General features: G+C 52.8%; 19 protein-coding genes. 9 read left to right on the top strand and 10 right to left on the bottom strand.

The genetic code is table 11. From position 1 onward, the window contains the following. Positions 1–59: 59 nt before the first annotated feature. On the top strand, positions 60–4,253 hold the full coding sequence (locus MKY64_RS19285) for a hypothetical protein (RefSeq protein WP_340955112.1): 4,194 nt from the start codon (positions 60–62) through the stop codon (positions 4,251–4,253). Beyond that, the gene (locus MKY64_RS19280) at positions 4,250–4,687 is read left to right on the top strand and encodes an Imm26 family immunity protein (protein WP_340955111.1); all 438 of its coding nucleotides are present in this window, start codon (positions 4,250–4,252) and stop codon (positions 4,685–4,687) included. The genes MKY64_RS19285 and MKY64_RS19280 overlap by 4 nt, the downstream gene beginning before the upstream one ends. Before the next feature lie 53 nt (positions 4,688–4,740). Here the strand turns inward: MKY64_RS19280 and MKY64_RS19275 are convergent, their stop codons facing one another. Next, the gene (locus MKY64_RS19275; RefSeq protein ID WP_340955109.1) at positions 4,741–5,652 is read right to left on the bottom strand and encodes a helix-turn-helix transcriptional regulator; all 912 of its coding nucleotides are present in this window, start codon (positions 5,650–5,652) and stop codon (positions 4,741–4,743) included. A gap of 158 nt (positions 5,653–5,810) precedes the next feature. Here MKY64_RS19275 and MKY64_RS19270 point away from each other — a divergent pair, with 158 nt between their 5' ends. Continuing rightward, the gene (locus MKY64_RS19270) at positions 5,811–8,945 is read left to right on the top strand and encodes an alpha-mannosidase (RefSeq protein WP_340955107.1); all 3,135 of its coding nucleotides are present in this window, start codon (positions 5,811–5,813) and stop codon (positions 8,943–8,945) included. A 16-nt stretch (positions 8,946–8,961) separates the two neighbouring features. Further along, positions 8,962–10,101, top strand: coding sequence for a glycoside hydrolase family 88/105 protein (locus MKY64_RS19265; protein WP_340955105.1), 1,140 nt, complete (start codon positions 8,962–8,964; stop codon positions 10,099–10,101). Positions 10,102–10,582: 481 nt separating this feature from the next. Here MKY64_RS19265 and MKY64_RS19260 read toward each other — a convergent pair whose 3' ends face one another. The 9 genes from MKY64_RS19260 to MKY64_RS19220 all read right to left on the bottom strand — a co-directional run bounded on the left by MKY64_RS19260 (position 10,583) and on the right by MKY64_RS19220 (position 16,872). Next, entirely contained in the window at positions 10,583–10,957 is a 375-nt protein-coding gene (locus MKY64_RS19260; protein WP_340955103.1) for a hypothetical protein, read from the bottom strand. Next, positions 10,938–11,867 carry a phosphotransferase enzyme family protein gene (locus MKY64_RS19255; RefSeq protein WP_340955101.1) on the bottom strand — a complete coding sequence of 310 codons (930 nt, stop codon included), beginning with the start codon at positions 11,865–11,867 and terminating at the stop codon, positions 10,938–10,940. Before MKY64_RS19255 ends, MKY64_RS19260 begins: the two co-directional genes overlap by 20 nt. Before the next feature lie 74 nt (positions 11,868–11,941). Further along, positions 11,942–12,394: a GNAT family N-acetyltransferase gene (locus MKY64_RS19250; RefSeq protein WP_076076440.1), complete on the bottom strand. Its 453-nt coding sequence runs from the start codon at positions 12,392–12,394 to the stop codon at positions 11,942–11,944. A gap of 37 nt (positions 12,395–12,431) precedes the next feature. After that, positions 12,432–12,773, bottom strand: coding sequence for a DinB family protein (locus tag MKY64_RS19245; protein WP_340955099.1), 342 nt, complete (start codon positions 12,771–12,773; stop codon positions 12,432–12,434). A 171-nt stretch (positions 12,774–12,944) separates the two neighbouring features. Then, positions 12,945–13,523 carry a hypothetical protein gene (locus MKY64_RS19240; protein WP_340955097.1) on the bottom strand — a complete coding sequence of 193 codons (579 nt, stop codon included), beginning with the start codon at positions 13,521–13,523 and terminating at the stop codon, positions 12,945–12,947. Between the two features lie 4 nt (positions 13,524–13,527). Then, positions 13,528–14,052: a GrpB family protein gene (locus tag MKY64_RS19235; protein ID WP_036725784.1), complete on the bottom strand. Its 525-nt coding sequence runs from the start codon at positions 14,050–14,052 to the stop codon at positions 13,528–13,530. 375 nt (positions 14,053–14,427) lie between these two features. Then, entirely contained in the window at positions 14,428–14,691 is a 264-nt protein-coding gene (locus MKY64_RS19230; RefSeq protein WP_340955094.1) for a hypothetical protein, read from the bottom strand. 145 nt (positions 14,692–14,836) lie between these two features. Then, positions 14,837–15,766, bottom strand: coding sequence for an alpha/beta hydrolase family protein (locus tag MKY64_RS19225; RefSeq protein WP_340955093.1), 930 nt, complete (start codon positions 15,764–15,766; stop codon positions 14,837–14,839). A gap of 119 nt (positions 15,767–15,885) precedes the next feature. Continuing rightward, the gene (locus tag MKY64_RS19220) at positions 15,886–16,872 is read right to left on the bottom strand and encodes an alpha/beta hydrolase (RefSeq protein ID WP_036725774.1); all 987 of its coding nucleotides are present in this window, start codon (positions 16,870–16,872) and stop codon (positions 15,886–15,888) included. Between the two features lie 207 nt (positions 16,873–17,079). Here MKY64_RS19220 and iolG point away from each other — a divergent pair, with 207 nt between their 5' ends. From iolG to MKY64_RS19195, 5 genes are all read left to right on the top strand, one after another. Then, positions 17,080–18,129: an inositol 2-dehydrogenase gene (gene iolG / locus MKY64_RS19215; RefSeq protein WP_209875191.1), complete on the top strand. Its 1,050-nt coding sequence runs from the start codon at positions 17,080–17,082 to the stop codon at positions 18,127–18,129. A 39-nt stretch (positions 18,130–18,168) separates the two neighbouring features. After that, positions 18,169–19,002, top strand: a complete 834-nt coding sequence (iolB, locus tag MKY64_RS19210; RefSeq protein ID WP_340955089.1) for a 5-deoxy-glucuronate isomerase — start codon at positions 18,169–18,171, stop codon at positions 19,000–19,002. Positions 19,003–19,200: 198 nt separating this feature from the next. After that, a complete protein-coding gene (locus MKY64_RS19205) occupies positions 19,201–20,211 on the top strand; it encodes a LacI family DNA-binding transcriptional regulator (protein WP_076076418.1) in 1,011 nt (336 codons plus the stop codon). A gap of 1,091 nt (positions 20,212–21,302) precedes the next feature. Then, positions 21,303–22,313: a 5-dehydro-2-deoxygluconokinase gene (gene iolC, locus MKY64_RS19200; protein ID WP_340955087.1), complete on the top strand. Its 1,011-nt coding sequence runs from the start codon at positions 21,303–21,305 to the stop codon at positions 22,311–22,313. A gap of 47 nt (positions 22,314–22,360) precedes the next feature. Beyond that, positions 22,361–23,821: a CoA-acylating methylmalonate-semialdehyde dehydrogenase gene (locus MKY64_RS19195; protein ID WP_340955085.1), complete on the top strand. Its 1,461-nt coding sequence runs from the start codon at positions 22,361–22,363 to the stop codon at positions 23,819–23,821. Positions 23,822–23,833: the final 12 nt, after the last annotated feature.

The following is a 23,833-nucleotide window of genomic DNA, read 5'->3' as shown; positions in this document are numbered from 1 at the left end:
TGAATCAGTCCCTAAAAATACCATTACTTGTATACGGAATAATCAGGGAGTGACCTTCTATGCCAAGCAAGATTGCAGTGCATAAACCGGCAGAGCCGCAGAACGTGACCCACAGAAGACCAGTGCAAGTCCCGCTCGCAGACAAGGCGGCATTGAAGCCGCCGCTGCGAACCCCGCTTGAGCTCAACCAGCTGGCCCACCGCCTTCGAACAGCCCCGGAGACTGTAAGCTCCAGAGAGTTCAATCTGCTCAGCGGTGTAATTGGCCTGCGGAGCGCGCTTATGCTGCTGGACCAAGGCAAGCGAACCAAGTCTGAACAGGCTGAACAGACCCGCGCGAAAGCAGACAAACCTAGCTTACCTGAATTAGGCTCCAAAAAAACGGCTGAAATCAAGTCTCCACCAATCATCGAAAAACCGGATACGGCCCGGGCCATCCATGCCTTCAGGAAAACCTCACAGTCGGAAGCCAAGCGGGGAGGGAAGTCAGAGGTCAAGCCTGCCGTAGTCCAAGCACAGGCAGAGAAGACTGGAAAAGCGGAGGCGGCCATCCATGCCCGGTCACAAGGTGGACTCAAGCCTCCGGTGAAAGTGAGCTCCAGTGCGAAGCCGGAACGCAAACCGGAAGCTAAGATGGGCGCTGAGGCAGAGGAGAAGACCTCTGCTAGAATAGCTGCGCCAAGGCAGAGGCCGGCAGACAAGCTAGCTGGGCCGGAGCAAAAGTCTGCAGACAAGCCAGCTACGCCAGGACAGAAGTCTACAGCAGCAGGTCCACAGTCTTCTGCCTCGCTTCTGAAAGCCAGGAGAACAGGTGTTAAAGCTCCGGTTATTCATATTAAAGGCAGCAATCCGGGCGGCATAATCGGGCAGCTAAGCAGCGTTGCTCCGGCTGAAATCACTCAGGCGTACAACCAGGCGGTAGGTGTCTCCGGTGAGGCGCTGGGGCAGCAAAGACAGCAGGCAGAGAAGGCGCTGCCTGTCATTGCGGCACCCACTGGCATTGCACCCGGCCCGGCTGCTGATCCTATGAAGCGCACAGCGGCAGCTCCGCTGCCCGCCGCCAAGCTGCCTGCTTTTCAGAGCGGTAAGCAAGGCGGGGATACGTCAGCTGGAGTGAACAGCTTTCCTCAAGTCACCGAGGAGACAGATCCGGATCAGATGATGGAGGAAGCAAGCAGGTATGCGGCGAATCCGCCGGAGGTTGCTCTCACTGGTGAAGCTGATCCATCCCAGGTGGAGAGCTTTCAGGCAGAAGCCAAGCAGCATGTGCAGACTGTACAGGCTTCCGAGCTGGAGCAGACCCGGCAGGATTTCGGAGAAAACCGGATTCAGCCCAAGCCTGATAAGAGCATTCTGCGTTCTGCGCATACGATCCGCGCGGTGGCGCCGCCAGCTTTTCAACTGAAACCCGCGGGTTCAATTCCGCCCGATGTAGCTGGCTACCTCAACCCGCAGCTGGCGGCTCAGCTTCAGGTCTATATGGAGAATAGTCAAGCGAAGTACCAGAAAGGAAAGGCGCCGTTTGATGCGGGAGTCACAGCTGCAGAGGGCGATACCAAGGCAGAGATCGAACGGCTGAAGACTGAAGCATCCGGGAAGCAGCAAACTGAACAGGCTGCGGCTAAAGCGGAGGTCTTAGGATATAGGACGCAGTGGCAGGAAGAGATCAAGGCTACCAGCGGGGAGTACGACCGCGAAGCAGGGGCAGCCACAGCTGAGAAGAATCGGGAAATCAAGGGAATCAAGGATGAGAAGGAAGACGAGGTTAAGCGCAAGCTGTCTGCTGCAGAAGCTGATTCCCGCAAGGAATACAAGAACACGAAGAGCCAGGCAGAGGAGAAGCAAAAGGAAGGGGAGGCTGAAGGAGAACAAAAGAAAAAGGCCAACAATCCCTGGGAGTGGCTCAAGCAAAAAGGCAAGCAGATTGGCGAGGCCATCCAAAAGGGGATGAATTTCCTTTTCACACAGCTGCGCAAGGCCGTCAAAGCCATTTTCGATAAAGCTAAACAAGCGGTTGTTGGGCTGATTGAAGCCGGCCGGAAGCTGATTGTCAGTGCGATCAAAGGCTTCGGGAACGTGCTGAAGGGAATTGCGAATACCCTATTTGCCCGCTTCCCGGGCATTGCCAAGAAGATTAACGGCTGGATCGACCGTGCGGTCAACAAGGCAGTTCAAGCTGTGAATACGGCTGCTGCTCTCCTGAAGAAGGGGGTCAGTGCCGTGCTGGATGTCATGGGGATAACGGTGGATAAGCTGTTCGCTGGCGTACAGTCGCTGTATAACGGCATATTATCGGGAATTGGGAAGTTCTTGAGTGGTGAATTCAAAATTAATTTCGGCAAGGCGCTGGAGGTTGCGCAGATTGCTGCGGAGGTTGCGGCTGCTTTTGCTACGGGCGGGGGAAGTGTCCTGGTGCAGATCGCCACTTGGCTGACCTCGACCCTCCCTAAGCTGCTGCGTCAGGCGAACACGGTCATGACTGTGGTTAACACCCTGCGGAATTTCAAGGTGCAGAATCTGAAGCAGTTTTTGAATCCGGCGGGCTTGGGCGGCTTTCTGGTCAAGGGGCTGTTCGGTGAGCTGAAGCCACTACAGACGGGCCAGGGAGATGACAAGGATGGGGGCAAGGCTCCGAAGGGCGGAAGCCAGGAAAAAGGACTGATGAAGGTGCTGCAGCTTCTTCAGGGCGTGTTCGAAATTCTTCAAAAGACAGTCGGCAAGGTGGCAGGCGCGATTAATAAGGCTCTGCCGGTGATCAACATCTCGGGCAAGTCGTGGTTCAATCCGTTCAGCATGGTGTATGCCGGTATGGTTCAGGGTCTGGAGGTATTGAAGAACCCTACCGAGGCTCTGAGTGAGGGGGCAGGCAAGCTGAAGGAAGCGGCTGGAGGCTTGTTCAAGGGAATTCGTGAGAAGGTAACCGAAGCCGCCAGCGGCATTAAAGCAAAGGTTCAGCTGCTCGGAAAACCGGCCCAGCTTATGTCCGTCTTGGCTAACAAAGGCGTCGATATGGTACTGAATTTTATCATCACTAATCCGCCGTCAGCACTGATTAAGGCCGTATTCAAAGGGATTGAAGCCGTGGCGGGCCAATCACTGGTTGACCTGATCCGCCAGCATATTCCGTTCGCAGACAAGCTGATTAACAAAATTGCAGCGTCCAGCCCGGTCCAGGGCCTGCTTCAGCCGCTTCAGGGGCCAGTGGATAAGGTAGGCGGATTGATCGACGAAGCCACAGAAGGAGCAACGGGACTTGTGGATGAAGCCCAGTCGCAGACCAATCAGGTCTTCGGCAACGGCACGAAGCTGCTGGCTAATTTGTCCGGGATCACCGGCGGTGCGGGCAAAGACAGTCCAGGGAAAAACAGCTCAGGCAAAAAAGAAGAACCCAAGGCCAGCGGAAAAGCGGGCGCTGCCAAAAATGAAACCACCGGTGACTTCCTCGGCACTGTCAAGGGAGGCGTGCATACCCGCCTGTTAGCCTTCGGCAAGAAGCTTTTGAAATCAGGGGTTAATCTCGTAGTCGCGGGTGCAGGGAAACTGAAGAACGCCATTACCGGTCTGCTGGTCAACTTCAAAATCGGCAAGGAAAGCCACCAGCTCTGGGTCGAGAAACGCGGCAGCAGGCATGTGGTGATGATGGCTAGTGAGTATCCACAACCTTTAACTGTCATAATAAAGGGATTTGAGACACGCATAGAGAAATTAAATCAGGATAAAAATGGGAAAAAAGAAACTGAGAAAGATGCTTCTGAAGTTAACGTAGCAGATCTGATCAATCAATTGAAAGGATATGCTGCAAAGATCGGGGCAACGCCGGTAGATGATTTAGCGAGTTCAGATCTAGAAACTGTAGTGCCTGTGATTAGAGCGGTTGAACAGTATCTGGAGAAAAAAGAGGGTGGGGCTGAGGGGAAGAGTAAAACCACATATCAAACATACACAAAAACAAATCTTACTATAAATGAGGTGTATACGGGTCGTACGAGTGGTAAAGGGACTCCGTTGGAAAATATTGCGAAAAGGGATGCCAATCATCATATGAGTAAGAAAGGATTTGGACGTGCAACTCTTGATAAAACGTCAAGTAACTATTTTGCAATCCGTGGTAGGGAGCAAATGATGATAGAGAAGCACGGCCGTGCAAAATCTCAAAAAGGGACTTCGGGGAACAGTATAAATGGGATTTCAGAAAAGAACGACAAAATTAATGCTTATATTAATGCTGCAATAAAGGAGTTTGGTAAACCATGAAAAGTACGAAACGTAAGCGAACAAAACTTGGAGATATTTATGCGATACCTTTACCTAATAATAGATTTGCATTCGGAAGAAGGTTAAAGGATGCAAGTATTGCACTCTATCGTTACATAGGTGAATCGGTTGAAGATTTGCCTCAAGACGAGGATTATCAGTTTATAGTCGGAGTTTATGATGATGTACTTAAATCGGGTCAGTGGCCAGTTGTTGCTAACCGGCCGTTTAAGGATGAGGAGGAAGCATGGCCTCCCCCTGCGTGTGTTATTGATAAGTTATCCGATCAATACTCAATTTATTATAAAGGAGAACTAAAAGCAGCTAGTAAGCAAGAATGTGATGGCCTGGAAGTTGCTGCAGTGTGGGAGGCAGAACATATAATTGATAGAATTATGGGCGACGATAAATGGCATAGAGACCCGCTAAAGTAGTTAATGAATCGACCTTGAACGACTATATGTTGTTCAGATTCTATATTAATTACTCAATACGACAGCGTAGACGAAGCCCCGCCAGACGCCCCCTGCGCCTTGCGGAACGCGGAAGGGGACATGCCGCTCTGCTTATTGAAGATGCGGTTGAACTGGGAGAAGCTGTTGAAGCCGCATTGTCCGGCGATGTCGGAGATCTTGTGCCGGGTATGGAGCAGGAGCTGCTGGGCTTTGCGGACGCGGGTCATTTGGATGTATTCGGTCAAGGTGAAGCCGGTGACGGTTCTGAACTGGTGCGATAAATAATAAGGGCTGATATAGAATTCCTTGGAGATTGAGTCCAGGGACAGCTCGCTGCCGTAATGGCTGTGAATGTGGGCGGTGATTGAATAGATTTTTTGCATCATGGCATTGCCGATCTCCTCCAGCACGTAAGCATTCTTGTCATTCTGCTGGGACAGACTGCAGAGGAACTGCTGGAACAGACTATGAATCAGCACCGGATTCAGCGGTGAAGTGCTGCGGGAGCAGTTGAAAATAGCATTGAGCGGCTCGAACACGGCACTGCGCGGCCCTCCGGTGAACCGGTAGATCGGAACCTCCTCGGCGAACGGCTGGAGCATTGCATTGTAAGCGGTCTCAAGTCCGGGTGTATTCCTGGGCAGGTTGAAGTTGATAATCAGCCGCTTATGCGGCGGGCCTGCGGGATACTGGGTCATATGCAGCCGGTACGGAGCAAGCAGAACAATGTCATATTGCTGGAGGGCATGTACATTACCTTCAATAATATGAGTAGCGCTGGAATCCAGCAGAATATGAATCTCATAAAAGTCATGATCGTGCTGGAACTCCATATTGATGTCGTGAGAGCGCTGATCGTAGTCAAAATAGTAAAAGAGCGGATCAGCCGGAGTATTGATGCGTATGCTGTATCCTTGCTCGTATAACAGGTCGCTGTCAAGCATATCCTCTCTCCTCACTATTGCCGTTATCCTGTATATTATAGGCTCAAAAAAGCAAAATATGCAATGAATAGGGCGGAATACAGCAAGAGTAGGGTAGTTTTTGGATTGGAAGGTTTGCTATAGTGACCATATGAAAGCGGATACAGGGAGTGATAGAGATGTTATTCACAGAAGAAAAGCTGATCAAACGCCAGGCTGAAGTAGAAAAGTATAGATATCTTAAGGTCCAGGAGCTTACAGAGTTCGCGTTCGCTGAGGATGAGGAAGGGGCTAACGGTGTATACCCGGAGTCGGTGTCCTTTGATGGCATCATCAGGCTTCAGGAGCATTGGCGCGGGCGGGACCGTTACATCTGGCTGCGCACGGAGATCGTGCTGCCGCCTAGTCAGGCAGGCTTCAAAATTGCCGGCAGATTTGATTTTGGCAAAACAGGGGACTTCAATAACTCCGGCTTCGAATCGCTGTTGTTCGTGAACGGGTCGCCTTATCAAGGCGTAGATAACAACCATAGAGAGGTAATCTTCGGCGATGAATGGGGCGGACAGACGGTAGAGCTGGCCTTCCGGCTGTGGTCGGGGCTTGAGGGCGGCGGGCTGCCCAGAATTCAGGAGCACCGGCTCAGCGAAGCGTTCATCGGCTATCTGGACGAGGGCATTGATGATCTGTTCTACATGTCGAAGGCGGCGCTCGACACCTTCCGTTACCTTGGCAGAGACCAGCCGGAGAAGCAGTGGCTGCTTAGAGCGCTGAATGAGGCCTTCCGTCTGATCGACTGGTCGGAGCCGGGTTCACCGGAGCATACTGCTTCGCTGTATCAGGCAGGCGCCAGTCTGAATCAGGCGATAGAGGCGATGCCGCAGACTTTTGACGTAACGCTTACGGCTGTGGGCCATACCCATATTGATGTTGCCTGGCTGTGGAGGCTGAAGCATACCCGTGAAAAGACAGCCCGTTCCTTCTCCACCGTATTGCGGCTGATGGAGGAGTTCCCGGAGTACCAGTTCCTGCAGACGCAGCCTCAATTGTACGCTTATCTGGAGCAGGATTATCCGGAGCTATTCGGGCGGATCACCGAGAAGGTGAAGGAAGGCCGCTGGGAAGCGGAAGGGGCGATGTGGCTGGAGTCGGATTGTAATATCCCGTCCGGCGAGTCGCTGGTCCGCCAGATTATGCTGGGCAAACGCTATCTCCGTGAACAATTCGGCGTAGAGAGCAAGTACCTGTGGCTGCCGGATGTCTTCGGATACAGCTGGGCGTTGCCGCAGATTTTGCGCAAATCGGGCATCGATACGTTCATGACGACCAAAATCAGCTGGAATCAGTTCAACCGGATGCCGCATGACACCTTCTGGTGGCGGGGGATGGACGGCTCGGATGTGCTGACCCATTTCATCACGACCTCTGAGAAGGATGGGGCGGAGTACACGTATAACGGACGGATGACGGCGGGGCTGCTGCGCGGGATCTGGAATTCCTATCAGGATAAGGAGATCAACGATCATCTGATGTTTGCATACGGCTGGGGTGACGGAGGCGGCGGGCCGACGCGGGAGATGCTGGAGCTTCGCCGGCGCTTCGATAAGCTTCCGGGCATTCCGAAGATTGAGATGGGCAGTGCCGGGGAGTATTTTACCGGGCTGCATGAACGGATCGGGAATGCGGAGGCGTTCGTACACACCTGGAACGGTGAGCTGTATTTCGAATGCCACCGGGGCACGTATACCTCTCAAGCCCGCAACAAGAAATATAACCGACGCCTGGAGCTGCTGCTGCGGGATGCGGAGTGGCTGTATACACTGATGGGTGTTAGACAGGGGAAACTTGAAACCGCTTATCCTGCGGCTGAACTGACCGGGATCTGGGAGATCCTGCTGCGCAACCAGTTCCATGACATCATCCCCGGTTCGTCGATCGCTGAGGTCTACGAGGACAGTGATGCTGAATATGCGGAAGGCGAGGCGCGCTCACTAGCTCTGATTAACGGTGTAGCCCAAGAAAAGACGGACAGCAGCTTCACTCTGCTGAACAGCTCGAACTGGAACCGCCCGCGTTATGCGCTGCTTCCTATGGGTGCCGCAGATTCCGCAAGTGTTCATGACGCTGACGGGAACCGGCTGTGGCAGCAGCGGACGGCAGACGGGGAAGTGTTGGTCTATGTTCCGTCTGTGCCTGCACTGGGCACGGCAGTGCTGAAGGTAGTTCACGGGCAAGCAACCGAGGCCTCCCTGGAGGCGCGGATTCAGCCGCTTGCAGCCGTATCCGGCAACACGCTGAGCACACCGCTTGTGGAAGTGGTATGGAATGAACAGGGCCACTTCACTTCAATGATCGACCGGCAGAGCGGCCGCGAGCTGCTGGCGCCAGGGCAGCGCGGGAATGTGCTACAGGTGTTCGAGGATAAGCCGCTGGATTTTGAAGCATGGGATATCGATATTTTCTACCAGGAAAAGATGACCGAGATCTCACAGCTGACCGGATGTGAGCTGACCGAGAACGGACCGCTGCGGGCGGTGCTGCGCATGACCTGGACCTATCACCGCACAGCGGTAACTCAGGACATCATCTTCTACCGCGATACCGCGCGGATTGATTTCCGCACTGAGCTGGACTGGCATGGGTATAACCAGCTGCTGAAGGTGGCTTTCCCGGTGGATATTCATGCGCTGGAGGCTACGTATGACATTCAGTTCGGTAACGTAAAGCGTCCTACACACTGGAATACGAGCTGGGATTACGCCCGCTTCGAAACGGTGGGCCATCAGTGGGCGGATATCAGCGAGAAGGGCTATGGGATAGCGCTGCTCAACGACTGCAAATACGGCTATGACATCAAGGACAGCGTGCTCCGGCTGACGCTGCTGAAATCGGCGGTTCATCCCGATCCGCAGCAGGATCAGGGGCATCATGAATTTACGTATGCCCTGTACCCGCATACCGGTGATTTCGTCGAAGGCAGGGTGGTCCAGGAGGCGTGGGAGCTGAATAATCCGCTTCGCAGTGTGGCAGGTGAGCTGGAAGGGCCCCCGCTGCTCTATATTGATGGTGAGCATGTGACAGTGGATGCTATCAAACGTTCGGAGGACGGCAAGTATGTGGTGCTGCGGCTGCATGAGTACGCCGGTTCCCGGACACAGATTACTGTAGATAGCGCCTATTCTATGGCTTCCTGGCAGGAATGCAACCTGATGGAGGAGCCGCTGGGAGACTGGCAGGAAGCAGAGGAGCTGAGCTTCCAGGTGAAGCCGTATGAGATCAGGACGTTCAGAATCAAGCTGCGCGGGGCGCAGAGCTGAGAGGAGAGAGGCTAGGATGGGAGCAGGAGAGAAGCAAGTGGTGCCGGTTAGCTGTGTGAGCAAGGAAGAGGTTATGCAGAAGCTGGACCTGGTCACGAATAAGCTGCTGAAGCTGGGCCGGCCGGATAATGAAGCGGAATTGCAGAACCTGGGGGAGGATGCGGGACGCCGGGGGTATTTTGCCAGGGACTTCGGGATGGAAGAGTGGGATTGGCCGCAGGGAGTGGGGCTGTATGGCCTGCAAAAGCTTGACCGGCATTTCGGGGACGGCCGTTATGCGGCATACACCAAGCCATGGATGGCCCGGCAGCTTACGAAGGGACTACCCAGCCGGAATATTAATACGACTGCCCCGCTGCTCTCGCTGATGGAGCTGGAAGAGGCCGGAGAGCTGAGTCTCGAATGGATAGAATGGCTAATGCACGGCCTGCCCCGGACGCTGGAGCAAGGCTATCAGCATGTGACTACGGGGACTCAGAAGCATGAGGTCTCGCTCCATGAGAACGAGATATGGATTGATACGCTGTTCATGGCGATTCTGTTCACTGCCAAAATGGGTGTGAAGTACGACAACCCGCAGTGGCGCGAGACCTCGCTGCATCAGCTGCTGCTGCATATTAAATATCTGTATGACAAAAAAACCGGCTTCTTCTTCCATGGCTGGCATTTTGCAGAGCGCCATAACTTCAGTGAAGCCTTCTGGTGCCGCGGCAACGGCTGGTTCGCTCTCGGCCTGCCGGAATATCTGGAGCTGATGCGGCCCTATCTGGCAGACGGAGTCTTCAGCTATCTCCAGCAGACGCTACAGGCCCAGGCCGAAGCCCTGCTCGCTTGTCAGAGCGGGGACGGACTATGGCATACCCTGCTGGATGACCCCGGCAGCTATACCGAGACTTCGGGTTCGGCTGCGATTGCCGCTGGTATTCTGAACAGTGTGCGCCGGGGGCTGCTCCCGGAGGCCTATAGCGAACCGGCTCTGCGGGCAATCCGTGCTATCCTGGACAGAATTGACGGCGAAGGCACAGTGCTCGGCGTGTCCGGCGGTACTCCCATCGGCGCAGCCAAGGAGGACTACAAAGGGATCATCATTGCCCCTATGGCCTACGGCCAGGCGATGGCGCTGGTCGCGCTGGGCGAAGCGCTGCATTACTGCTGAGGGGGAAACTCTGCTTAGGCGAGAAGAGTCGGAACAGGAAGTGGGCAGGTGACAGAAGCCAGCGGATCAGACAAGCGGCGGCGAAGGACGAATCGTCCTCGGTTGCCGCTTTTTTTTGCATAGGAAGCTATCGTTTCCTCCTGCAGTGGATAAGGTGTGTGTAAATTTGTGGATAAGATTTCTTAGAGTGATTCGTAGAGTAACTGTGTTGCTGAAGGTATGCGAAAAACCGAATGCAATCGGCTGGTACAGCAGCGCCGCATAGCCCGAATGTATGTGGAAAACAGCATACGTTGTGCTCACATACCGGCGCATGGCCCGAATGTATGTGGAAAACAGCATACATTGTGCTCACATGCAGGCGTATGTCCTGAATGTATGCGAAAAACAGCATACATTGTGTTCGCAAGCAGGCATATGGCCCGAATGTATGCGAAAAACAGCATACATTGTGCAGGCACGGAGAATAGGTATGATTGCGTCAAGTATCCAAACCGTGGTCCTCATCAATGCACCAGCCGAATTCGTCGGCAATGGCCATCGCCAGACCGGTTATGGCATGTTCGAGCTGCTCATCCATCATCGCCGGCAGGATGACCTCGACCAGATTCACCTCTTCAATCCCTTCCAGGGTGTAGTAAGCATAACTGCCATCCGAATTTGCGGAGATTCCCTTCAGTCCAACATGCGTGCCGTGAAGCCTTTTGGAGAATTGAAGCGGTCCAGTCTGCTCAAATCCCAAGGTTTGCACGATAAACCGCACCAGTACCTCCGTCCTTACAGTCTTGGCGTAGCCCGCAGAATGAATACTGATATAGTCATACACCTCACTCACCTCACGTATGCATATACTCAATCTTGCTTCTGTACAGATTTAGAATGCGCACCTGCTCCTCGCTGAGCTCCTCGAAGTTCCAATACATATGCATCAGGTTGTACTCAAACAGCTCTTTCAGTCTCATAAACAGCGGCAGCTGTCTGGACATCTCGGCGGAGAGGGAATGCTCTTCCTTATATCCGTCCGTGATTGCCTTAGTTATCGCACGCTTATAGTCTATGAGGTTCTGTCCGCCCGCAAACGAGAACTCCAGGGCAGAGTAGATAGGCACCGCCAGATCATAGACGTAATAATGCCGCTCGCAATCCTGCCAGTCAATCATCGTCAGCGCAGAGTCACTGTCCACAAGCGTATTGTTCAGCCACAAGTCGCCGTGGATGATGCCGTAGTTCGCCTCATCTTTGGGCAGTCTTCGGACCTGCTTGAGCACATCCTTCACAATATCCCGTATGGCCCTCTCTTCTGCAGGAATAGACTTGAGAAAATCATATTCATCGTTATCATACCAATGCGGAATCGGCTGGGCCGCTTCAGAGTGCTGGTATTCTTTGCTCACCTGATGCATTCTGCCTATCTGCTGTCCAAGGGTTCTGAATATGGTTTTGTCCCATTTGGCCCGGGGCAGATGAATTCCGGCTGCCGCCTGGAACAAGACTACGCACTTCTCTTCTTCATTCATCAGCAGGGTGCTGACAAGCGAATCCTGTATTGTAGGTATAACCTCAGGCACCCGTACGCCCCGATTAAACAGATAAGTAGTCCAGTTCACTTCAGCTAATTGTTCTTCATAGGTCTTATAATTCGTGATTCGGGCGAAGAATGTCCCCTTCTCCGAGTGGCAACGGTACATTTCATTGGTGACGGCCTCCATACTGGAGAGTTGAACCGGATAGGTATTATTGAGGAATTGCAATATTTGTGCTTGCATAAGATGCGTTACCTCCCGCGGTAATTTCTGCACTGCATTAACATTGGTGAAGCTGTTCCGTATCCGAGAATGACTTACAGATCTTGAGACAGTCGGATCATATCCACCACCTGCATCCCGTTCTCATAGATTTCTTCACTATAATGTCTGATGAAAAAGTCCCTGTCTATCCCGGTGATCCGGAAGCCGCATTTCTGATACAACGCAAGCTGGCCGATACTAGAGTTGCCTGTGCCGATCTCCAGCGTTTTGAATCTGAGCCGCTTAGCCTCCTGAATCGCGTGATTCACCAGTTGCTTCCCGATTCCCTGCCCCTGGAACTCCTCATTCACTGCAATATTGACCAGCTCGGCAGTCTCCGGTCTTGTAGGCAGTAACACATAGACTCCGACCACTTGTTGATCCGCCTCAGCAACGAAGCATTGCCCTCTTGCCACATAGTCTTCAACCAGCTTCGGGGAAGGGTCCGCCAATAAGAGTAATCCGGTTGGTGGTTGTTCACCCGTATGTAATGCTCTGATCTCCATTTCTTGCATCGCTCCTTGTTCATTAATAGTTGCGAGGTTAAAGCCTTGAGAATGCGATGTAGTCAACAGGGGCAGGCTCTGCCGATTCCATCCGAAGGGCCCGGTTGATCTGTCCCCGGTGATATTGCCCATGTAACAGCACCTGCAGCAGGATGTCCCGGATGGAGGTCTGGAACGAACGTCCATTCTGGCTGCTGTAGCTGATCATCTGATCCAGCGCAGATTCTTCCAGCTTGCCGGTAGCTGCGGTATTCCTTAGCGTTAGCTTCGAACATTCGCCGAATCTCCGGCAGGTTTTCTGCTTCCTCCCATAACCAATATTGTACGTTGCCCTTTCCCTGCAATCGCGACAGCCAGACTTGCTCCGCCACCGCCACATGCCGCACCAGCTTCAGAAGCTCCGCGTCCTTCGTGTGACTCGCTTCGAGCGCATCCAAGATCCGCCCGTCCGCCCAGTACAGGTGGTCCATCATGCGCAGGATTGTCTTCATTGGAGTTCCTCCTTAGAGTTTTTTAGCTTATTTCCACTCATTCAGCCTATACAGAAAAGCTATTTAGGTAAGCTCCATGAATGAATTAGGGTCCCGTTCTTTTCCAATTGGCTGTAACGTATGGCATTCCTGTTCTTGAGTTCATGAAACAACTGATAATAGTCCCGTTCCAAGGCTTCCCAATCGCTATAATGTCCATTCCCCGCCGATTCTCCGCTTGGACAGCTGACATTGGTCTCATTGTACAGGATGCCATGGGAAGTTTGCCATTCAGGCAGGATGTCCTTCCATTCTCCATATACATGCCCCCGCCACTGCTCCCCTAAAGCCGACCGTAACAGATTCTTATTCACAGGATCAACTCCCCTGAACATCTCCAGTCCGGCAGGACCAAGATCCATGAAGAGGTTCCCGCAATTGGAGCACTGGTAAGCGGATTTGAACAGTCTAGTGATTAAGGATCTAATCCTCATAGCAGCTTCTTCCTTATCCCGCGGCGTCGGACCCGATTTCTCAATAGCATCGTCAATCTCATCCATAAGATCATCCTGATCCTGGTCCGCAAGGAAGTATCCTTTATAGGGCAAATAATCCGTATTGTCGTGGATTCGGTGTCCGCATTCACATCTGAAATTCATCGGCTCACCTCGCATCAGAACGCAGGCTTGTGTACCAGGAAAGCGCCTGTTGTTCCATTGAGCTCACAAATGCTTTTTTGGCCGGGCCGTACTGGCTGGTATCCTCGAAGCGATCCGCTAATTCTTGTTTGAACTGACTGTATCTTGCCGCTTCCGACGGATGGGCTCTTAAATAATCTCTGAACACGAGATGCCGTTCAATCTGAGGGTTGTCTGCCTGATAACAATGAATATGATGCGTCCTTGCCTCTCCGCCTTTGCGGAATAGCCTTCTGCCGGGAATTCCCCATTCTCCACCTGCATCATATCCGAGCAGTGTCATCTTATCGTTGTACGAGTCGATTTTGCCTATGTCTTTTACAATACACATCATATCAATGACGGGTTTAGCTTTTAAACCGGGCACTGAGGTGCTGCCAAAATGCTCAAAACGTACGATTTCATCCGCAAATATTGTAGTTAAAAACGAAGCTTCCTCTTGGTAACGGTTAACCCAGTCCGGATTATAATCGCTTAGTCTAACTTTCATGAAAAACCCTCCTACGATACAGTTACTACAGGATCACCCTCTGAATTGATTGGAACAACGGTTTCGCTAGGCTGTAATGCTACATTTCGAGACACAGCACCCTTATGAAAATACTCCCGCGTTATCCTACTCATCGAGTATAGTGGCTAGAGTGACCGCCAGGATTATTGGAATTAACATTGCAATTGTGCTGATTATTATAGCGATTAAGGATTTCTTTCTATCAGCCTTCATTTGTTGCAAACTCAAAGCTATACTAATGATTCCAAAGACAACACCAATCAGCGACGAGATGAACATGCCTCCAGTTAAGGCAATGAAACTAAGAATAAGTGCTATATTCCTATTAGCTTTCATAAGTAATCTATCCTTCTCTTAGATGCTTCCGGCAACACCTTTAATTTCCAATCTGCTTTTCCCAATTGAATAGACGTTTGCTTTCCTGGGGGGGCGGTAGTCTAAACGCTGGCTAACTAGTCCGCCGTATACATTTCCATCGCTATCCTTCATAAGAAGGTTGACGGCTTGATATCTGCCCTTCAATTCGTCAGGGAAATGCTTGAGATTGAATTCAATCATTTTGTTTGTAACATAAGATGTATCGTTTGTGCCGGGCACTTTCACTATTTGTAATTGCATTTGGAGCACTCCTTCAAGCAAGAGTTAAGATAGCCTAAGTGTATCATTGAGTACCCGTATTTAGCTGTAAAGAACATTTAAAATTAAGCAATACTGCCCCTGTAACTAATCTAAGAGGGTCCGTCATGTGCAGGGTGTCTTCGTGCTAAGTTCCTACAGGTTCACCCTCTGCGTTGATGGGAACAACGGTTTCTCCAGGCTGTAAAGCGAAATTTCGGCCCGCCTCACCCTTACAAAAGACCGCCTCCATGAATGCGGTTGCAGCTTCTGCGGTAACGGCGTGAACGGGAACTGCGTGTTGATCACCGTAATGAAGCGGAATATCCGAAAACGACATGTGCTGAGCCCCTTTTACCCGATAGAAATGGACATTATTCAGAGAGTTGAAGGCATAGCGCTGCCCATCGATGTAATCGGATGCAATGGTCTCATTCATAGATGCTGCCATCTCCCGGTACGCCGAAGCTTCTTGCCGCAGCAGCAGAACTGGAACAGAAGAGGGGACGTCTTCGCGGCGTATGAGGTGAAAACTGGGATCGAGCAGGACAGCCGCCTTGATCCGGTGATCCTGCTTGGCGGCCTCCAGGGAGGCGGCACCTCCGAGCGAATGTCCCAGGACAGCAATCTTATCCAGGTCGAACAGCCCGGCGAGCTCAGCATCATCGGAGCAGTTAAGCGTCTCAAGAACGTCCATAACTGCGTGTATATATTGAACCCGGTTGTTTAACAGACGGGACCAACTGGTGTAGTCACTGCTTGCCAGCTCCGCCATTTCCGGTGCCTGCTTGAGATAGCTGCCATCTGGAAATACGGTGAACACGGACTCATGCGGAGCGCTAATTGTAACTACCACGTAGTTTTTGGAGACTAGTTTGGAGATCAATCCAAGATACATATCGCGTTCTACACCGAAACCAGGGGAGAAGAGGACGACGGGATACCCTCCCTGTTTTGGAGCTATGGCCCCGTTGGTTGTTACACTGGTAATATTCAAGTTGTCCAGATCCACGCCCATCTCTGTCAAAAGCTTGGCGGCCTTCGCCTGACAAGGGGCATACAGGTCTATACCCTTCACCGGTTCTCCCCCGATGGCTGGATGAAAAATACTAATAACGAGTCTGGAACTTCCTTCCACAACCCTTATGAATCTCCCAATCATGTTAGCTCACCTTTCATAATGGATATATATTCCTACTAAATAGACGCCTGCTTGTCTGTTTGGTTGCGATGATTTTCTCTTAATAAACTCAGTACCGAATCTACGACAGCTTGCGGCTGATAGAGTTGAATGGAATGCCAGCTATCCGTGGCGATGATCTGCCGGGTTTTTGCGGTTAACTGGAGGAGCTTCTTCTGTGATTGTTGCCAATCCTCATTCTGCCTTCCGGCAGATAATACGATGATTGGTAATTCCGGAACTAAAGGCTCTGACTCTATTAATTGGAGGGCACTTTCTATAGTGCAGAGAGATTCCAGATATGCCGCTTTATACGCATTATTTCGATATCCGAGTGTATTCACTGTATGTTGAACTGGTGGAGGCAGCCGTTTGGCACCAATAGGTTGTTTTAATAGACGGGGCAACCCAATAGGGGATAAAAGATAACCCATTCTTAGCCGTCTCAGGTGCCGCAGCCGTTCTTCATATCTGATTTGATTAAAAGTGGATTCTATGAATCTTTGCTCATGTGTGGAGTCCACAAGAATAATCCCGGAGACCTCTTCAGGATACTTAGAAGCAAACAGCCGCATGATCATTCCGCCATAGGAGTGCCCTACAAGAATGTATGGGGGTTCTAATTCAAGCTGCGTCAATAATTCCCGCAAATCACGAACATAGCCTTCGCAAGTTGGCTCACTGATAGGTGTAGTGCTCCAACCGAAACCGGCCCGGTCATAGGAGAGGACCTTGGTATGCTTAGCTAATGCGGGTTGAACCAATGACCAATCCAGAGCACAACCACCCATTCCTGCTTCTAATAGAATCGTCGGAAGATTACTTGTGTTGCTGCCGGTAACCATCGCATGGAGATGATGTGAGCCAACTGAAATCTTTTCTCCTGGAGCTTTATATTTATACAGAAGGTATCTGGAAAGAGCCGCTTGAATCCCTGTGAATGGAAGTCCGATCAGAGAAATAATGACACGAAGAAGGCTTTCGGTAAAATTAATTTTGCTCATAAGTCACCTCATTTGCTGTTCTAGTTTAGATAATATAGGAATTCATGGGGTGTTAAAGAGAAATCTTACTGTATCTATTTCCTATTTTATTTCGGCCTACGCTTATCTGATCTTTTTGAGAAAAGATTTGCTTGAAGCTTTCCCGGGCATGAAGTATACTGTTCTCGGGAAGGTTAAGCGCTTACCCTTTGAGGAGGATAAGCGAACATGGTTAAACCGATTGTAGTTGGCATTATCGGAGCGGGAAGAATCGGCCGCCTCCACGCAGACAATCTGCGTGCGATGCCGTCGTTCAAACTGAAGTCCATAGCTGAAGCTATGATGAGTGAGGAATTGCTGGCCTGGGCAGAGAGCAGGGGGCTTGGCTCTGTTTTTGCTGCGGGTGAAGATATACTGAATGATCCTGAGATTGAAGCGGTGTTCATCTGCACGCCGACTGATTCGCATGCGTCCTGGATTGAGCGGGCTGCGCACGCGGGCAAACATATCTTCTGTGAGAAGCCGATTAGCCTCTCCTCGGAAGAGACCCAGCGGGCTTTGCAGGCGGCAGAGGACGCTGGCGTGCTGCTGCAAGTCGGCTTCAACCGCCGGATGGACCCCAGCTTCCGCAAGCTGAAGCGGCTGGTTCAGTCCGGAGAGCTGGGAAATCCTCATATTGTGAAGATTACCTCGCGTGACCCGCAGCCTCCCGGTGAAGCTTATGTACGTTCTTCCGGTGGGATGTTCATGGATATGACGATTCATGATTTCGATATGGCCCGTTATCTCGTAGGCAGTGAAGTGGCTGAGGTCTATACCCGGGGGGCGAACCTGATTGATCCGATGTTCGGCCGTTGCGGGGATGTGGACACCGCCGTCATTACATTGACGTTCGTGAATGGGGCGATCTGCGTGATCGACAACAGCCGGCAGGCCGTATACGGCTATGATCAACGGGTCGAGGTCTTCGGAACGCTGGGTTCGGCGACCGCCGACAACTGCCGCCCGACAACAGTTGAGGTATCCACCGCGACTTCGGTTACCCGCGATCAGCCGGAGCATTTCTTCCTGGAGCGCTATAACCAGGCATTCACGGAGGAGATTGCTGCGTTCGCCCGTTCCGTGCGGCTACAGGAGCCGGTGATCTGCAGCGGCCGTGACGGCGAAGCCGCACAGCTCATTGCTGAAGCAGCCAGAGAATCGTATCTGAGCGGACTTCCCGTCAAGCTGTCTGTAACTGCTGCGGAAGCAGGATTTTCTGAACTGCAGGCCTTGTAAGCGGATACAGATTCTGAAGACAGAGGAGGATGAACGAGGATGTCTGATCTACTGATTAAGGCCGGAGCGCCGGATAAGGATGGCTGTATCGCTGCGGTCAGCCCCGAGAGTGCCGGATGGAAGTATGTCGGGTTCAAGGTGTACCAATTGCAGGCCGGGGCTACCCTGGAGCGTGATAGCGGGGGGGACGAGATCTGCCTGGTGCTGCTGGCGGGCAAAGCAGACATAGAGGTGGATGGCGAGCGGTTCGCCGATATCGGCGGACGCATGTCGGTCTTTGAAGATATGGCTCCTTATGCTGTGTATGTTCCGGCGGGAGCGCATTATGAGGTTACTGCACTGACAGAGCTGGAGCTTGGAGTCTGTCTTGCTCCGGGAAGCGGCAAATATCCGGCACGGCTGATTACCCCGTCAGATGCGGCAATCGAGGATCGCGGCTATGGCAGTATGTCACGCAAGGTTGTTAATATCCTGCCAGAACACAGCGTAGCCGAGAGCCTGCTGGTGGTCGAGGTGCGCACGGGCGGCGGCAATTGGTCCAGCTATCCGCCGCACAAGCATGACCAGGATAACCTGCCGGCCGAATCCTATTTGGAGGAGACATACTATCACCGGGTTAATCCCGCCCACGGCTTCGTGGTGCAGCGGGTCTATAATGATGACCGCAGTCTCGACGAGACTATTGCTGTTCCGGATAAGAGCATTGTGCTTGTGCCGGAGGGCTATCATCCTGTCTCAGCACCGCCGGGATATGATTCGTATTATCTTAACGTGATGGCCGGACCGGTGCGCACATGGGTGTTCCACAATGATCCCGATCATGAGTGGCTGTTCAAGCCGGGACAGAGCGGCTCTGCGGCAGCGGCAGAGTAAATAGAGCTGAAGAGTGTAGAAAGTTATGCAGCTTGGCAGATAAGCGAATGGATTATTATGGGGCTTCCGCGCAGCGGGAGCCTTTTTGAACTAGCTGGTCTGTAGAAGACACACATACCCGATAGATGGACAGCGTGGGAGGACTTCCTTATAATCGAAGGATAAGAAGGCATGAACGCAAAGGCGGGCTTAATAACAATGAAACCTACGATCTATGATGTGGCACGGGAAGCAGGCGTCTCTATCGCTACGGTGTCCAAGGTATTGAATAAAAGCGGCCGGATCAGCGACAAGACGCGGGAAAAGGTAGGGCGGGTCATGGAGGAGCTGAACTACCAGCCCAGTCTGGTAGCTTCTGCGTTGACCAGCCGCCGGACGGGTACCATCGGGCTGATGATCCCCGATATTGCCAATCCTTTTTTTGCGGAGACGGCCCGCGGCATCGAGGATTACGCCCAGGAGCAGGGCAGCGACTTAATCGTGTGCAGTACGGACCGCAGCGATGAGAAGGCGGCCCGGTACATCTCGCTGCTGCTGCGCAAACGGGTGGATGGCCTGATTATTGCCTCTCATACGGGGAATCCTGAGCTGATTCGCGGAATGGTGGCTGATCATGTGCCGCTCGTACTGTTCTCAGCCGATATCCGTATGCTGGAGGGCAACAGTGTCACCGTCGATGATTACAAGGGCGGCTATCAGGCTACGGAATATTTGCTGTCCCTCGGTCACCGCAGGCTGGGAGTGATCTCTGACAATCTGCCGGGGAGCAGGCTGCGGGTGGAGGGGTTCCTGGATGCGCTGAAGGCGGCCGGGATTTCTTTTGACAATCCGGCGAATATGATCCACACCTCGGCAACGCTGGAGAACGGGCGTACGGCAGCAGCAGAAATGTTGAACCAGGCACAGAACATACGCCCGACAGCCATCTTTGGCTGCAATGATCTGCTGGCGATCGGGGTGCTCAAGGAGGCGCGCAGTGCCGGCCTGTCCATTCCCCGCGACCTGTCCGTAGTAGGCTTCGACAATACGATGCTGGCCGAAATCTGCCATCCCTCGCTGACCAGTATCGCCCAGCCTCTGCGCGAGATGACCGAGCAGGCGATGCTTCTGCTGAATGAATCAATCAGTAACCCCACCAGCCCCAAGCGCAAAATCATGCTGATGCCCGAACTTGTCATCCGCCATTCGACGGGTCCGGTTCCGCACTAAGCACACATTATCTATTCAAGGCCTGTTCCGGCTGCGGCTGGGAGCGGGTCTTTTTTGCGTGCTGTAGTTGGGGAAGAGCGAGATGTGTGGGGGGAGTGTGCTGGAGGGATGCGAAAAACCGAACACAATGGGCCGAGCGAGTGTGTGTGGGCGAGATGTAAGCGAAAAACCGAACATAATGGGTATTGCGGAGGCGCATGGACCAAATGTAGGCGAAAAACCGAACACAATGGGCAGTGCGGAGGCTCGTGGGCCAAATGTAGGCGAAAAACAGGCATGACAAGACAGAGGCCTTGTCACCCCCAGGAATGAAAATAAGTCGGGTACATCAGTCGCATCCCGACTTTTATTTTCGTATTAAACCGAACACAATGGGCAGTGCGGAGGCGCGTGAAGCAAATGTAGACGAAAAACCGAACACATTGGGCAGGCGCGAGGCGCGTGGGCCAAATGTAGGCGAAAAACCGAACACAATGGGCTAGCCGACTCTCCCCGCTAGGCAGCAGCATGTGCTAAGTCGGAGAACAAGTGGATTTACTACAGCTGCTGGCGAACAATTGCCCGCCGGAGGAGCAGTAGTTGGAAAAATGGCACTTGAATAATCCCGACATCCACCTTGGCTGCAAAATCAATCACAGTAGTTGCTTTTTTCCACTTGCTTGCTCCTAAGTATCAAAAAATGAGAAATTAAGCTGCGTTTTTCCACCTGTTTTTCCGGGGGGTGAGGTTCCCCTTCAATTCCTTCACCCTGCTTGTTGAGATCGCTTTCAAATTGAGGATTGCCAAAAGCTCGCTTCTAAACTATACTAAAGTAGAAAATTAGGTTAAGCGCTTACCCTCCCCCAAAAAGAAATGAAACATTCTGTGCCGAAGGAAACGATTAAATGTTGAAATATTCAATCCGCACGCCAAGCGACTCTTACAGCTGCGTATCAAATTAAACTTACGATTATGCGATTTATAGCTGCACTGTACGATCTACAACTTCACTGTGTGATTTTCAACTTCATTGTCCCATTCACAGCGTTTTACAGCCATTCGTATTACCGAATGAACCACCTTTTCCCTAGCTTGATCAAGGAGGCATCACTATGAACGGTTTACAGTTCGACTCTGACCGGCGGCTGGATGTAGTTGCTGTTGGCCGGTTGTGTATTGATTTGAACGCCAATGAGACCGGGCGGCCGATGGAAGAGACGATGACTTTCACCAAATATGTCGGCGGCTCTCCGGCGAATATTATCATTGGTGCAGCGCGGCTCGGCATGCGTACCGGTTTTATCGGCAAGCTGGCCGACGACCAGATGGGCAGGTTCATCCGCAGCTATCTGCGCAAGGATGGCATTGACGACAGCCAGGTGTGCGTGGACCGGACGGGTGCGGTGACGGGGCTGGCTTTTACAGAAATTAAGAGCCCGCAGGAGTGCAGCATTCTAATGTACCGCGACCATGTGGCTGATCTGCTGCTGAACACGGAGGAGATCTCGGAGGAGTACATCGCCAGCTCCAAGGCGCTGCTCATCTCCGGTACGGCGCTGGCGCAGAGCCCTTCCCGCGAAGCGGTGTTCCTGGCACTGGAATTTGCCCGCAAGCATAACGTGACCGTGTTCTTCGATCTCGATTACCGCCCTTATACCTGGACATCAGCCGCTGAAACGGCGGTCTACTATAACCTCGCAGCCGAGAAAAGCCACTGCATCATCGGCACGCGCGAAGAATTCGATATGATGGAGAATCTGTATAATCTGGCTGGCGCCGATGATCAGGCCACCGCAGCCCGCTGGTTCTCGCATCAGGCAGAGCTGGTGGTCATCAAGCACGGCGGCAGCGGCTCGATCGGCTATACAGCGGATGGGCAGAGCCACCGGAGCGGGATTTTCCCGGCAAAAGTGCTCAAGACGTTCGGCGCAGGCGATTCCTATGCGTCAGCCTTCATCCACAGTCTGATGAGCGGGCACAGTGTAAGCGAGGCGATGCGGCGCGGCAGTGCCTCGGCCTCGATTGTCATCTCCCGCCACAGCTGCTCCGATGCTATGCCAACCCTGGAGGAGCTGGAGGAATTCCTGCGAACTAACGAGGAGGTTACAGCAGGAGCGCAATAAGTAAGGTTAGTCAGCAGACTTTATATAGAACAGAAGGAGTGGACAGAATGACAGAGCAAACGGCACAAGTACTCAAAAATTATATCAACGGGCAATGGGTAACAGCCGATACGGAGCAGACGGAGCCGGTAGTTAATCCGGCCACAGGTGAGCTGCTGGGCAGAACGCCTTTATCCGGCAGAGCCGATGTAGACCGGGCGGTGGCGGCGGCTAAGGCAGCTTTTGCAGGCTGGTCTGCAACACCGGTGCCGCGCAGAGCACGGATTCTGTTCAAATATCAGCAGCTGCTAGTAGAGAATTGGGAGCCGCTGGCGAAGATCATCACCCTGGAGAACGGCAAAAGCTTCAAAGAAGCCTACGGCGAGGTCCAACGCGGCATTGAATGCGTAGAATTCGCAGCAGGTGCTCCGACACTGATGATGGGCCGGCAGCTGCCGGATATTGCGACTGGCATCGAGTCAGGCATGTACCGCTATCCGATTGGAGTGGTTGGCGGGATTACCCCGTTCAATTTCCCGATGATGGTGCCTTGCTGGATGTTCCCGCTGGCGATTGCCTGCGGCAACACCTTTGTGCTGAAGCCATCGGAGCGTACACCGCTGCTGGCGGCCCGCCTTGCGGAGCTGCTGGAGGAAGCCGGACTGCCTAACGGTGTGCTAAATGTGGTGAACGGCGCGCATGAGGTGGTGAACGGGCTGCTGGAGCACCCGGATGTCAAGGCGATTTCTTTTGTCGGATCGCAGCCGGTGGCGGAATATGTATACAAAAAAGGAACAGACCATCTCAAGCGCGTTCAGGCGCTAGCCGGAGCGAAGAACCACTCCATCGTGCTGGCGGACGCGAACCTGGAGGCTTCGGCCTCCCAGATTGTGAATGCGGCCTTCGGCTCTGCCGGGGAACGCTGCATGGCCTGCTCGGTGGTAACGGTGCAGGAGGAAGTCGCCGATGAGCTGATCTCGATCCTGCTGCGGGAGTGCAACAGCATGACCATCGGGAATGGACTGGAGGAGGATACGTTCCTGGGGCCGGTGATCCGTCAAGGCCATAAAGAGCGGACAGTTAGCTACATTGAACAGGGGATCGCCGAAGGCGCGAAGCTGCTCAGGGATGGCCGTGAGGATGCGGCGGTACAGCGAGACGGTTATTTCATCGGACCTACGCTGTTCGACGGGGTGACAGAGGAGATGAAGATCTGGCAGGAGGAGATTTTTGCGCCGGTGCTGTCGGTGATCCGGGTGAAGGATGTGGCCCAGGCGGTGGAGATTGCGAATCGCTCGCGGTTTGCGAACGGAGCTTGTATCTTCACGAATGATGGCGGGAAGGTCCGTTACTTCCGCGAACATATCGAGTCCGGCATGCTGGGAGTCAATGTTGGAGTGCCTGCACCGATGGCCTTCTTCCCGTTCTCGGGCTGGAAGGATTCGTTCTACGGCGATCTTCATGCGAACGGAAGCGACGGGGTAGAATTCTATACGCGCAAAAAAGTCGTCACTGCCCGCTGGCAGTAGACAAGGCGAAGG

This window comes from Paenibacillus sp. FSL R7-0210 (assembly GCF_038009085.1).
GTDB classification, from domain to species: Bacteria; Bacillota; Bacilli; order Paenibacillales; family Paenibacillaceae; genus Paenibacillus_AQ; species Paenibacillus_AQ silagei.
The sequence above is the reverse complement of the archived record's forward strand: the minus strand, read 5'-3'. Positions and strand labels throughout refer to the sequence as shown.